The following is an 11,987-nucleotide window of genomic DNA, read 5'->3' on the forward strand; positions in this document are numbered from 1 at the left end:
CGAAGTCCCGCAGGATCAGCTCCATGGCGAAGAACACCCCGGCCAGCGGGGCGTTGAACGTGGCGGCGATCCCGCCCGCCGCACCGCAGGCGACCAGCACAAGGGTGGGTCCGTCCACTCCCTGCGTCGCCAGCTCCACTACGCTCGCGCGGAGTCCCAGAAGTGTCCATGACGGCCGGTTCGATTTGGACATGAACAGCCGCCTTCAGCTGGGCCTGACCGCGACAGCCACGGCCGTGCCCGGCCCGCGCAGCCCGCAGGGTGATGCGGCACCGGCTGGAAGGTGGCGCCGCGGTTCAGACGCGGGCGGCCGGAGTGTTCTGCTCCAGGCGGGCGCCCAGGGTGGCGGCGAAGTCCTCGGCGCGGGCCAGTTGGACCCGCAGCTTCTCCACCTGCTCGGCGGCGGTCTGCTGGTAGGTGCGGACGCGCTCCATCAGGGCCTCGCGCTCGCCGTCGTCGAGAGCGTCGTCGCTGTCGAGGCGGTCGGTGGCGTCCAGCAGGTCGCGCATCTGCTCCAGTGTGAAGCCGAGCGGCTTCATCCGGCGGACGACCATGAGCCGGGCGACATCGGTCTCGGTGTAGAGACGGAACCCGCCCTGGGAGCGGGCGGAGGGGATGACCAGGCCGGTCTCCTCGTAGTGCCGGATGGTGCGCAGGGACAGCTCCGTCCGTGCGGCGACCTCGCCGATCTGCATGTGCTTGGCGTCCATGCCCGTGCTCCTGGCCCTTCTCGTGGTAATCGGCCGCGTCCCGTGCGACCCCACCAGTCCACACTCTAACGTTAGGGTAGAGTTGTTGACGGCGAGGGCGGCCCGGCTGCCCTGCCGCTGCCGTTCCGGGGCCGATGGCGCTCCCGTTGAAGACCCGATTCTTGCAGGAGAGAGAGTGCGCGAGCCCATGACGCCGGTCGCCGCCGCCTGCCCGCCGTGACCCTTCGGCCCTGGATGTGAGCCCCCGGCCGCCAGCGCGCGCCGCCACGCCTCGCGTCCCTTTGACTTCCGGCCCGCTCTGCGGGCCGTCCGCGGGGGGTGGCCCCCCCCGCGCCTCCTTCCCGCATGCCCCGGCCTGCCGATGGGGTGTGCCCGAGCACGACAGGTACGCATCTCCTTGTCTTCTGCAGCTGTGACTCCCGCCGCGCGCCTGCGCGGCCTGCGCCCCGACTGGCTGAACGACCCCAAGGTCTGGCGCACCGAGATCCTGGCCGGCCTGGTCGTCGCCCTCGCGCTGATCCCCGAGGCGATCTCCTTCTCGATCATCGCCGGGGTCGACCCGGCGATCGGCTTGTTCGCCTCCTTCAGCATGGCCGTAACGATCTCCATCGTCGGCGGACGCCGCGCCATGATCTCCGCCGCCACCGGCGCGGTCGCGCTCGTCATCGCGCCCATGAACCGCGAGCACGGCTTTGGCTACCTGGTCGCGACCGTCATCCTTGCCGGTGTCTTCCAGGTGATCCTCGGTGCGGTCGGCGTGGCCAAGCTCATGCGGTTCGTGCCCCGCTCGGTGATGGTCGGTTTCGTCAACGCCCTCGCCATCATGATCTTCATGGCCCAAGTCCCCGAGATGACGGGTGTGCCCTGGCCGGTCTACTCGCTGATCATCGCCGGTCTCGCGCTGATGGTGTTCTTCCCGAAGGTCACCACCGTGATTCCGGCCCCCCTGGTGTCCATCGTCATCCTCACCGTGATCACCGTCGCCGCCGGGATCGCCGTGCCCACCGTCGGCGACAAGGGCACACTGCCCTCCTCGCTGCCGGTGCCCGGCCTGCCCGACGTGCCCTTCACCCTGGACACCTTGACCACCGTCGCCCCCTACGCCCTCGCCATGGCGCTGGTCGGCCTGATGGAGTCGCTGATGACCGCCAAGCTCGTCGACGACATCACCGACACCCACTCCTCCAAGACCCGAGAGTCCCTCGGCCAGGGCATCGCCAACATCGTCACCGGCTTCTTCGGCGGCATGGGCGGCTGCGCCATGATCGGCCAGACGATGATCAACGTGAAGGTCTCCGGCGCCCGCACCCGCCTGTCCACCTTCCTGGCGGGCGCGTTCCTGATGGTGCTGTGCATCGTCTTCGGCCCGGTCGTCTCCGACATCCCCATGGCCGCCCTGGTCGCCGTCATGGTCATGGTCGCCTTCGGCACCTTCGACTGGCACTCCGTAGCTCCCAAGACCCTCAAGCGGATGCCCGCCGGTGAGATCGCCGTCATGGTGATCACGGTTGTGGTCGTCGTCGCCACCCACAACCTCGCCATCGGCGTCGTCGTCGGCACCGTCACCGCCATAGTCATCTTCGCCAAGCGCGTCGCCCACCTCGCCCACGTCACCGCGGTCACCGACCCCGACGGCCACACGGTCGTCTACCGGGTCACCGGCGAGCTGTTCTTCGCCTCCTCCAACGACCTCGTCAGCCAGTTCGACTACGCGGGCGACCCGAAGAAGGTCGTTATCGACCTCTCGGCCGCCCACGTCTGGGACGCCTCATCCGTCGCGGCCCTGGACGCGATCGAGACCAAGTACGCCCAGCGCGGCAAGACCATCGAAATCACCGGCCTGAATGACCCCAGCGCCGACCTCCACGGCAGGCTCACCGGCGAACTCGCCGGCAGCCACTGACGTCCAGCGCCGCAGTGACCAGAGGACCCCGGCCGTTGGCCGGGGCCCTCTGGTCACTGCTCGACGCCCTGCGCCGGCGAAGGGCCGCGGTAGGTGCCGAAGGTCCACAGGTTCCCCTCCGGGTCCCGCACCGTGCACACGTACGCCGCCGCGCCCGACCCGAACCGGGTCTCATGCGGTGCTTCGAGGACCTCGCCGCCGGTGTCGACCACCCGCCGGTGCACCGCGTCCACGTCGTCGCTCACCACGTAGACCGCGCTGGTGCCCGCCCGCATCCGTCCGTGCACGCTGTCCTTGTGCCGTGTCGAGCCGAACACGAGCGCACCACCGCCAGGCCAGCGCAGCTCCGCGTGCCCGATCCCACCGTGCTCATCGGGTGCGGCAACCACCTCCGTGAACCCCAGCACGTCGACCAGGAAGCGCAGGGCCGCCCTGGTGTCGTCGTAGTGCAGGACCGGCCAGACGGAGGACGGGGAGGCATCGGGCGACATGCCGCTCATCGTAGGCCAGTAGGCAGCCACACTCACAAGTGGGAAGAACCCCCTTCTGAGACTTGCATTTGTGCGAAAATGCGGGCCCAATGATGGGCCCTCAGCAGCTCTCTCCGGCCGACCGGTCGGACGCCGACGACGTCGAACAGCACGCCTGTCCGAAGTGTGACGCGCAGCCCGGTTCACCCTGCCGCTCGCGCGGCGGCGCGGTCGCCTCCGCCTACCACACACGCCGCTTCACCATGGTGCCCCGGCTGAAGAAGGCGCTCCGGGTGTCGGCCCCGATCGACCCGGACTTGCCGAGCGCGGACATCCGCATCAGCCACACCCGCTGCTCGATCCTCGGGCAGGAATTCGACTCCCATCCCGACGCGCTCAGCAAGCACGGCATCCCGAGGGACAAGATCTTCAGCGAGAAGATCAGCACCCGGGTACGGGTCCGCCCCTGATCCGAGCAGGCGCTGAGGACGGCGCGGGAGGTCAAGGCGCACGCCCCGCACTGCCGGGTCATCTTCACCGTGTACGAGATGAAGCGCCTCGGCCGCGGCGCCTCCGAACTCACCGCGCTCGCCGAGCACCTCACCGCCCACGGCCTGGTCCTGGAGACGCCGAGCAGGCCAAGCGCGAGGCATACCTCGAAGCCGTCGAACAAGCCCACGCCAACTTCGCTGCCATGAGCAACGGAGCGGTCCCCGTGCCCCGCACTCGAGCAGAGGCCGTGAAATCGCGCTGAGCTACTTCTCCCCTCGCCGTAGCTATACGAGAACAGGGCTCACTCTTCCGCCGACCCCGGACCCGGATGCGGCCCCGGCCCCGGACCCGGCCCCCAAGGTCACATCTCAGTTCCAGGACAAAGCAAACATGATCGGTGTATCGGGCTTCGAGTTGACAGGGGGATACCGCCGGACCGTCGACTGGCTCGGGCGCGGAGACGGGCGCCCCGTCCCATCTGGCCGATCTCATGTTTCATAACTGACCGCACATGAAACAGCCCGCCGGACGGCGGCCGTCCTGCGGAATCGGCCGCCGCTGAGCCGGAGCTCGCCCGGTGAAGCGCGTGCAGCCGTTACGGCAGGTCTGGGGCTACTCCGTTGTTGTTTCGGTGAGTACTGCTGGGACCCCCACTTGCCACACCGACTTCTGCGACCTGCGGCTTTGTGCTCCCGCTCCCGGGCCGCGGACCGGGAGCGCGTCACGGAGCGACGGCCGCGGCGCAGACGGCGTCGGACGCCATGCCGGAGTACGAGGCGCTGCCGGTGGCGAGCATCCCCGGCCGCGCTCCGGTACCGCCGGAATCGCCGCCCAACGTCACCAGGTCGCGTGCGCCTGTGGACCGTCTCCCGCCGCGGGCTCGCCGCCGGCCTCCGTGAACGCCTGTAGCGCCTCGATGAGATGGCGTCGCTGGCCCGGCGGCATGGCGTCGACGATGCGCGCGATCTCCTGCCGCCGCCGCCCCGTGGCCTCACTGACGATCCGCCGACCGATCTTGGTGAGAGAAATCACGCTGGTGCGCCGGTCTCCCGCGGAGACGCCGCGCGCGACCATGCCCGCCGTGGCCAGCCGGTCAATCATGCGCATGGCCGTCGAGGGCTGCACCCCCATCTCCCCCGCCAGCCCGGACAGGCTCAGCGGCCCCCGGCCGTCGAGGACGACCAGCATGCGGAACTGCGGCAGCGTCAGGGTATCCTCCACCGCGGCCAACGACCGGGCGGAGACGGCGACCAGCAACCGGGACGCGGTCAACAGGGCGGTGACCATCGCCTCGGCGTCGGACTCGGAATCTGGGGAACGGCGCGGCATACGCCCTTTCTACCGTCCCGGACCGCTGCACGGGGCACCGGCCGGTTCCCAGGACAGCGGCCACGGCGATGTGAGGGCCTGTCGTGACGCTGTGGGTTTGACTCGGCGAGTGCGACGATCCACCGCTACCGGGCGAGTGGCCCGCCGAGGACCGCCAGCAGAGGACCGCCGACCACACCGAGGACGACGGAAGCAGCCGCCGCCGCACAGGCCACCGTGCTCGGCCGGTTGGAGACCCAGGACAGCGGTTCCTGTGGCCGACCGGAGACCGCCGGGGCGATCCAGCGCAGATAGTAGAAGAGTGAGGCCACGGTGTTGACCGCCGCTACCACTACGAGCCGGGCGTAGCCGCCGTCGACCGCGGCGCTGAAGGCTTCGAGTTTGCCGAGGAAGACGGCCGTGGGCGGAGTTCCGACCAGCCCCAGCAGACACACGGCCAAGGAGACCGCGAGGACGGGACGGCGGCGCACCAGACCTCGGAAGTCCTCAAGGTCCATTGCTCCGGGCAGTGCGCGGACGACAGCGAACGCACCGAGGTTGGTCAGGGCCGAACGCCAGGAAGATCATGCTCACCGGATACCACCGCACGTGGAACCGGGAGACGGCGAGCTCAGCGGGAGGCAGCCCGCCACCGAACGCTCCCGCCCGCAACGGATCACCACGGCCGGCATGCCACAGCCCGAGCCCATAGAGGGCTACCAAGCGGCCGCGACCACGCCCAGCGTGACCAGCACCGGCTCCCAGGCTTGACCGACCGGCACTCCCGCCTCCCTTCCCCGCGCTGAGGGGCGAGTGCCTCAACACGCCGCTCTTATGCCCATCAATTCCACCGCGCTGGCGGTCAGACGGGCTCGGCGGGCGGGGCCGGTCGCGCGTCGGCACCACGCGACGGGGGCTTGCTGTGCACATAGAGCAGACTGCGGTCGCCGACGTCCAGCCGCTTGGGCATCGGCAGCTCGTAACGCACCGGGCGGTCGTGATCGGCGAGTTGCTTGCGGGGGTCGTAGACCTGATTGAAGCGCCACAACATACGGGCGAAGTTCGTCTGTCCCCTGAGGAGGTTGCCGCCGAGTACCCGCAGCGCGCCGAGTGCCGTGGACAGCCCCAGATGCTTGCGGTTGATGACGGCCTGAGTCCGGACGAGTTCCTCGTAGAAGTCCTTCAGCGGCAGCGTGGTCGGGACCACCGCGTGCTGGATGTCGAACAGCCGATAGTCGCGGGTGGTGAGGCGCCTGGACTCGGTGTGCCAGATTTCCGTGCCCGGATAGGGCGTCATGACCGTCAGATGGACGATCTCGGGCACCGCCAGCGCGAATTCCCGTACGACCCGGAAACGCTCCTCGTCCCAGGCCGGATCGACGATGAGGTTGATGGCGACATCGATGCCCAGACGGCGGGCCGTCTCCAGCGCCTTGAAGTTGTCGTCCGGGCTGACGCGCTTGCGGTAGAGGTCGAGCCCTTCCGCGTCGATCGCCTCCATGCCGAGGAACATGTAGCGCAGGCCCAGACGGGTCCAGCGCTGGAAAACCTCCACATTGCGCAGCAGGACGTCGCTGCGGGTCTCGAGGTAATACCGCTTGCGGATTTTACGCCGTTCGAGTTCCGCGGCGATGGCGTGCCCGTGCTCGGGGCGGATGAAGGCGACGTCGTCCACGATGAAGACGTTCGGCTCCCGGATACTCGCCATCTCCTCGCCGGCGGCCTCGGGGGACGCCTTGCGGTAACTGCGGCCGTAGAAGGTCCACGCCGAGCAGAACGAGCAGTCCCAGGGGCAGCCGCGGGTGAATTCGATCGACGCACAGGGGTCGAGCTCTCCGATGAAGTACCGGTTGCGGCGGCGCATCAGATCACGGGCGGGTCGGGGCAGGTCGATGCTGTGCAGCATCTGAGGCGCCGGTCCGCGGCCGGAGAGTGTGACGATGCCGGGCACCCCCTCCACACTCCCGTCCCGCAGCCCCTCCATCAGCGGGCCGATGGCCGGTTCCCCTTCGCCTCGCACGACCGCGTCGACGGCACCGTCAGCCTGTTCGAGCACCTCCTGGGCGACGAAGGAGACGCTGTGGCCGCCGAAAAATACGAAGCAGTCGGGGAGGGTCTGCTTGACGCGCCTGGCGATATCGATCGCTTCCGGGATATTGGCCAGATAGTTGAGGGAGATACCGAGCGCCTCCGGCCGGAAGGAAGTGACCTCTTCTTCCAGGTCGCGGTGCGAGTGCACCTGGAGGTCGGTCACACGTACCTGGTGCCCTGCGTCACGAGCGGCGCCCGCGATCCGCTCCAGACCCAGCGGCTCCAGGCGCAGGAAAATCTCCGAATACATCAGGGCACTGGGATGGACGAGCAACAGGCGCATCATGACCTCTGCCGGTGAGGGGATGTCACTGAGGTATCCGCCTTGCGAGCTTCCTCAAACGCAACTCCCGCACTTCGGGCCATTCGGCCGACCGCTGTTTCGCCGAACGCACGTGAAATGTGCCCTCCTCTACATGAAGTTGCGAGTGTGCAAGGCGGACAGTTCGGCGGCCTCGTCGTCCGGGAAACCGAGCCGGGCCAGGCGGCGTCGGCGTCCCTCATCCATCTCCGCCTCCAACCGCTTGACCGCGCGGTGTCCACGGGCGATGGCGTCCGGGGTCCACGACCCGGCGGCGAGGAGCACGAGGAAGTCGAAGACATCACGGTTCAGCCCCACCGTGGCGGCCAGTGCGTCGTGGCGGCCAGTGCGTCGTGGCGGCGCTCCACAGCCGCCCGGAGCCTGGGCCGCAGCGCCGGGTCCAGGGCCGCCCGGTGCTCCAGGTGGGCCACGCCGAACGCCACATGGCGGGCTTCGTCCTGACGAGCGAGCCGGGTGATGCGACGGGTGACCGGGGCGGGGGCGTGCCCATCCAGGAATGCCAGCAGGTTCAGGAAGCTGCCCTCTCCCAGCACCGACAGCAGGAAGGACGCCAGGGAGAAGCCGGGCTCGGCCGGCAAGGTGGCCAGTGAGGCCCTGCCACCGGCGGACGAGGTGCCCATGGCGTCGCGCTTGAGCACCGCCCGCCGGGTGAAGTTGCGGGTGCACCCGGGCGAGCATGCGGCCGGGGAGCACCAGGGCCGCCTGCTCGTTCTCCACCAGGTAGGTCATCACCTGCGCGACGGCGTCCTCGACCTGCTCCGGCAGCTCGAATTCGGCGTCCCAGTCGACCGCGGCCCGCGGGTCCCACTGGGCGGAGGCGGCGTGGGCGTACAGGCGCGGCGCCAGGTCGGTCCAGGCAATGTCGCGGTCGCCCACGTCGAAGTGGAGTTCGGGACCGCCCGCCTCCACCAGGGCACCACGGGCGGCCAGGCCCCAGTGCGCCTCCGAGCGGGCGACGACGCCGTCCGGCCCGGGGCCTCCGGCGCGGCGCGCACCGGACCACCGGTCGGTGTCCGCCCGCCCCCGTACGACGCGGAACCGGAGCAGGGCGCCGGGGGAAACGTCCTCGGACCGGAGCCGGTGGCCCTCCTGACGGGCCCACGCCGCGAGGTGCACCGGCAGGGCCGGGTCGTACCCCCGCCACGTCGACCGCGCCGCCGGGTGCCACGCCCGCCAAGGCCCGGCGCAGCAGCAGGTGAGCGCCCTGCTCGAAGCCCAGGCCCGCCAGGTCGACAAACGGCACGGGGCCGCCTTCCGTACGTCGGTCGGTCACGGCCGGTACTCCGGCGCCGTCACCCGGCCCCGCGCGTCGTAGAAGCCCGCCTCATCCACCGCTCGCTCCAGCGCGGCGTAGCCGCTGTCACGCCCCGGGCACCAGGTGACTGTCCGTTCCGAGCCTGGCACGAGTGCCTCCGGCCCGCGCCACCGAAACGGCACCGGGGGGGAAGAACAGCGCCGCTGGCGGTTGCGGTGAGGTGGCATCTGTTGGGTGCGAAGGCGATCAGGCCGCGGTTTGCGGCCCGGGTAGCGGGCTACCCGGGCCGGACGACCATCTGCCTACTGTGCGGGAGGTGCACGTGGCCAGGGTCAGCGAGTTCCTTGCGGCACGCCTGCGGATGTGGGGGACCGGGTGTTCGGCGTTGCCAACCACGACGTGGACCCCCTGGTCACCGCTCTGACCGGCGAACGGGAAACCCCGGAGTTCGTCCACGTGCGGCACGAGGAATCGGCCGCGCTCATGGCATGCGCCCACGCCAAGCTCACCGGACGGACGGGCTGCTGCCTGGCCTCGTCCGGCTCCGGCATACTCCACCTCCTCAGCGGCCTGTACGACGCCGCGCTGGACCGCCAGCCGGTGGTGGCCCTCATCGGGCAGGAGCCGCCACCCGCAGGCGGCGGCCGACGGGCCGCCGTCCGGGCCACCTACCTCTTCGCCGAGGCGTCCGCGCACTGTGGTCTCCGACCCGGCTCTCGTGGCGGACGCGCTGGACCGCGCCCTCAGGGCAGCGCTCACCGAACGAGGCGTGACCACGCTGATCGTTCCCCCCCCCTCGGTGCTCGAGTCCCGGGCGCCCCGCGCACCGCGTGACGCCGAAGCCGTCTCCGCCCTCGTACACCGCCGTCCGCCGACGCGCCCGCCCGGTAAACGGGACGTACACCGCGCGGCCGACCTTCTGAACGCGGGCCGCAGAGTCGCCATTGTCGTCGGACAGGACGCCGCCGAAGCGGCCGGCCAGGTCATGGAGGTGGCCGAGCTCCTGGGAGCGGGCATCGCCAAGACGCCACTGGCCAGGGACGTCCTCCCCGACGACCTACCCTGCCTCACCGGGGTGGCGGCCCCGTTCGGCAGCGCGGTCGCCGCGGCCCTGCTCCGCGACTGCGACACCTTGCTCCTGGTCGGTGCGGTGGACTTCGACACCGGCTGGTACCGGACACCGGCACGCGCCGGGTCGTCACCGTCGACGCGGATGCCGGTAGCTCCCGGGCAGGCCTCGACGGGCCGCCTGCCGCCCGGGTGACCGGCGATGTGGTTTCGGCACTGGACACCCTCGTCCCGCTGTTGCGTCGCACCTCCGCCCGCGGGTGGCGCGCGGGTGTACGGCGTGCCGTCCGGGAGTGGCGTGCGGAGGGGCGCTCGAAGGCGCACCGGTTCTTCGGCATGGCGATCAATCCCCGCTCCGTGGTCGCCGAACTGTCCGCTCGATTGCCGGACCGGGCCGTCGCCGTCACCGACTCTGGATCCGCCATTGACTGGTGGGCCCGGCACCTGGAGCTCCGCGCCGGAATGCGTGCGGCCCTCTCGGCACGTCTGGCTACGCCCGGAGCGTCTGTTCCCCACGCCGTCGCCGCCCGCCTCGCCTTCCCCGAACTCCCGGTCATAGCCCCCGTCGGCGACGCTGCCCTCCAGTCGAGCGGCATGAACGAGCTTGGGCGCGGGGGAAGCGCCCAGGCCGAATGCCGAGCAATCCAAGCCGACGTCGGGCTCAAGCGGCTCAACCCTGGGGGACGCCGCTCGCGACCGCCTGTAGGGACGTGGTGCGATCGGACAGCGGAGAGGGTCACGTCGCGACGATGCCCTCCATGCCACCGGTCTCGGCGGAGAAACGGGGCAGGCCGTCGGTGGCCTTGGTGACCAGCGTCAGCTTCCCGTTGGCCTCGACCCGGAACCCGTCGATGTTGCCCGTCGTGCCGTTCTGGACGTAGAGGAACGCGCCATCGGCAGAGGCTGCCATGTCAATCGCCCCACGGGAGTCGGCCGACAGCGGCACCGCCTGTTTGGCCACCACCTCGACCTTTCCGTCGGAGTCCACGCGATAAGCGGACACCGCGGAATTGCCGGTACTGGCGCCATAGAAAAAGCCCCCCGCGGCCTGGATCCAGCACAGCGTGTTCTGTCCGTTCGGCACCGCAGCCGATACGGTGGCCAGCTTGCCGTCGGACCCGACCTCGTAGCTGCTGACCGTCGACTTCTCCGCCTCGGTGACGACCATCCGGCCGCCCTGGTCGAAGGTGAAGCCGAAGGGGACATTGCCCTCCGACTTGTTCGAGACCGCCTTCCGGGCGAGCGAACCGTCGGACCCGACGGGGAAGACCTCTATCGAGTTGGTCGACTTGATAGTCACCGCCAGGTTCTTGCCGTCGGGCGTGAACGAGACCTGCGCGGGATTGTCGCTGAAAACCGGCACCGCGGGGCCTTTGACGCCCAGCGACCGCTTCGATCCGGGCATGGGCTTCAGGCCCTTTTCGGTGATGGTGAAGCCCTGCACCGACGCCTCGCCACCGCCATTGAGCACATAGGCGGTATCGCCGTACACCGCGACCGACAACGGGAAGTCACCACCCGAGGAGACCGAGTGGCGGTCGGAGAGCTTCTGACCGGACACGCTGAACGAGGTCACTGACCCACTGCCCGCGTTGACACCGATGAGCATCTGGTGGCGCGCGTCGTACACCAAGGACCCCTGGGAGGCCAGCGCGTCCGTGGGCGCGCCCGTGGCGACCGCCCCCTTTCCTCCGGTCTTGTACGTTCCGGCGGCGGTCAGTTCTCCGTTATCAGAGCGCTTGAAGGCATGAATGGTGTTGCCGGACACCTCGTTGCCCTGCACGAACACCGCGTGGTCCGCCCCGGCTGCGGTCGGGGCGGTCTCCTCGCTGGCGTTGGCCAGGCTGAACGTCGCCACGGCAGCCGCCACCGTGGTCACGGCTACGGATAGGCCGATCACCCGGCTCTTCGTACGGGTCCTGCGGCGCGTGCTCATATCTGTTGCCTCCTCGTAGGGTTACGACAGGGCCCATCCTCCGAAGCCGCCAGGGTGGCCACAGGGGATTCGTAGTCCACGTCACCTCTTCGTAAGAACCTCGAACACCGCTGAGCGCCTCCCGCCCGTGTCGCCGTCGACCCTCGACGGCGGCACAGCCGGTGCTGGCGGTGGCACCTAGTGGCAGCGTTATCGCCGACATCGTCAACGGCGTATCCCCCGGGCCATGGTGACTGCCGGGCGCAAGCGAGGGCTCAGCTGCCCAAAGCGCAGTAGCGGCGGCGCTGCGCATGGTCACCGCCTTACCTGGTGGCGAAACGCCCATTGCGGATCTGTGGGTGCCGACAAATCATCCGCGCAGTTCAGGCCGCTCGCTGGTACTCGTGGAGGGTGCCGCCGAGTCGGTCTCGTCCGTGGACGTCCAGGTGGGCA

Annotated in this window: 15 protein-coding genes and 2 pseudogenes; 6 read left to right on the top strand and 11 right to left on the bottom strand. The window is 69.8% G+C overall.

Features of this window, described 5'->3' with window-relative positions; all coding sequences use genetic code 11:
• Together LCH29_RS42820 and LCH29_RS42825 are read right to left on the bottom strand one after the other, a co-directional pair.
• Positions 1-193, bottom strand: a 193-nt coding sequence (locus LCH29_RS42820; RefSeq protein WP_446467094.1) for a chloride channel protein, incomplete at its 3' end; no start/stop codon positions are given.
• A 103-nt stretch (positions 194-296) separates the two neighbouring features.
• Positions 297-710: a MerR family transcriptional regulator gene (locus LCH29_RS42825; protein WP_446467095.1), complete on the bottom strand. Its 414-nt coding sequence runs from the start codon at positions 708-710 to the stop codon at positions 297-299.
• Positions 711-1,071: 361 nt separating this feature from the next.
• Here LCH29_RS42825 and LCH29_RS42830 point away from each other — a divergent pair, with 361 nt between their 5' ends.
• On the top strand, positions 1,072-2,613 hold the full coding sequence (locus LCH29_RS42830) for a SulP family inorganic anion transporter (RefSeq protein WP_446467096.1): 1,542 nt from the start codon (positions 1,072-1,074) through the stop codon (positions 2,611-2,613).
• 53 nt (positions 2,614-2,666) lie between these two features.
• On the opposite strand, the gene LCH29_RS42835 is transcribed toward LCH29_RS42830, so the two are convergent.
• On the bottom strand, positions 2,667-3,104 hold the full coding sequence (locus LCH29_RS42835; protein WP_446467097.1) for a VOC family protein: 438 nt from the start codon (positions 3,102-3,104) through the stop codon (positions 2,667-2,669).
• Positions 3,105-3,193: 89 nt separating this feature from the next.
• Here LCH29_RS42835 and LCH29_RS42840 point away from each other — a divergent pair, with 89 nt between their 5' ends.
• Both LCH29_RS42840 and LCH29_RS42845 read left to right on the top strand, forming a co-directional pair.
• Positions 3,194-3,553 (top strand): zinc finger domain-containing protein, encoded by a 360-nt coding sequence (locus tag LCH29_RS42840; protein WP_446467098.1) that lies wholly within the window; start codon positions 3,194-3,196, stop codon positions 3,551-3,553.
• Between the two features lie 69 nt (positions 3,554-3,622).
• Positions 3,623-3,781: a hypothetical protein gene (locus LCH29_RS42845; RefSeq protein WP_446467099.1), complete on the top strand. Its 159-nt coding sequence runs from the start codon at positions 3,623-3,625 to the stop codon at positions 3,779-3,781.
• Positions 3,782-4,412: 631 nt separating this feature from the next.
• Here the strand turns inward: LCH29_RS42845 and LCH29_RS42850 are convergent.
• The 7 genes and pseudogenes from LCH29_RS42850 to LCH29_RS42880 form a co-directional block, all read right to left on the bottom strand.
• Positions 4,413-4,904 carry a MarR family winged helix-turn-helix transcriptional regulator gene (locus LCH29_RS42850; protein WP_446467100.1) on the bottom strand — a complete coding sequence of 164 codons (492 nt, stop codon included), beginning with the start codon at positions 4,902-4,904 and terminating at the stop codon, positions 4,413-4,415.
• 125 nt (positions 4,905-5,029) lie between these two features.
• A pseudogene (locus LCH29_RS42855) lies at positions 5,030-5,452 on the bottom strand (proton-conducting transporter transmembrane domain-containing protein); the annotation flags it as partial.
• A gap of 1 nt (position 5,453) precedes the next feature.
• Positions 5,454-5,620 (bottom strand): annotated as a pseudogene (locus LCH29_RS42860) (NADH-quinone oxidoreductase subunit A); the annotation flags it as partial.
• 125 nt (positions 5,621-5,745) lie between these two features.
• Positions 5,746-7,257, bottom strand: coding sequence for a hopanoid C-3 methylase HpnR (gene hpnR, locus LCH29_RS42865; protein WP_446467107.1), 1,512 nt, complete (start codon positions 7,255-7,257; stop codon positions 5,746-5,748).
• 129 nt (positions 7,258-7,386) lie between these two features.
• Positions 7,387-7,593 carry a hypothetical protein gene (locus tag LCH29_RS42870; RefSeq protein WP_446467101.1) on the bottom strand — a complete coding sequence of 69 codons (207 nt, stop codon included), beginning with the start codon at positions 7,591-7,593 and terminating at the stop codon, positions 7,387-7,389.
• Positions 7,584-7,934, bottom strand: coding sequence for a hypothetical protein (locus tag LCH29_RS42875; protein WP_446467102.1), 351 nt, complete (start codon positions 7,932-7,934; stop codon positions 7,584-7,586). Before LCH29_RS42875 ends, LCH29_RS42870 begins: the two co-directional genes overlap by 10 nt.
• 631 nt (positions 7,935-8,565) lie before the next feature.
• The gene (locus tag LCH29_RS42880; protein WP_446467103.1) at positions 8,566-8,700 is read right to left on the bottom strand and encodes a hypothetical protein; all 135 of its coding nucleotides are present in this window, start codon (positions 8,698-8,700) and stop codon (positions 8,566-8,568) included.
• Positions 8,701-8,926: 226 nt separating this feature from the next.
• Here LCH29_RS42880 and LCH29_RS42885 point away from each other — a divergent pair, with 226 nt between their 5' ends.
• The 3 genes from LCH29_RS42885 to LCH29_RS42895 all read left to right on the top strand — a co-directional run bounded on the left by LCH29_RS42885 (position 8,927) and on the right by LCH29_RS42895 (position 10,429).
• On the top strand, positions 8,927-9,385 hold the full coding sequence (locus tag LCH29_RS42885; protein ID WP_446467104.1) for a thiamine pyrophosphate-binding protein: 459 nt from the start codon (positions 8,927-8,929) through the stop codon (positions 9,383-9,385).
• A complete protein-coding gene (locus LCH29_RS42890) occupies positions 9,270-9,815 on the top strand; it encodes a hypothetical protein (RefSeq protein ID WP_446467105.1) in 546 nt (181 codons plus the stop codon). Before LCH29_RS42885 ends, LCH29_RS42890 begins: the two co-directional genes overlap by 116 nt.
• Positions 9,816-10,081: 266 nt before the next feature.
• Positions 10,082-10,429, top strand: coding sequence for a thiamine pyrophosphate-dependent enzyme (locus LCH29_RS42895; RefSeq protein ID WP_446467108.1), 348 nt, complete (start codon positions 10,082-10,084; stop codon positions 10,427-10,429).
• Here LCH29_RS42895 and LCH29_RS42900 read toward each other — a convergent pair.
• A complete protein-coding gene (locus LCH29_RS42900; protein ID WP_446467106.1) occupies positions 10,356-11,555 on the bottom strand; it encodes a lactonase family protein in 1,200 nt (399 codons plus the stop codon). The genes LCH29_RS42895 and LCH29_RS42900 overlap by 74 nt on opposite strands.
• Positions 11,556-11,987: the final 432 nt, after the last annotated feature.

It is taken from the genome of Streptomyces sp. BRA346, from assembly GCF_052851135.1.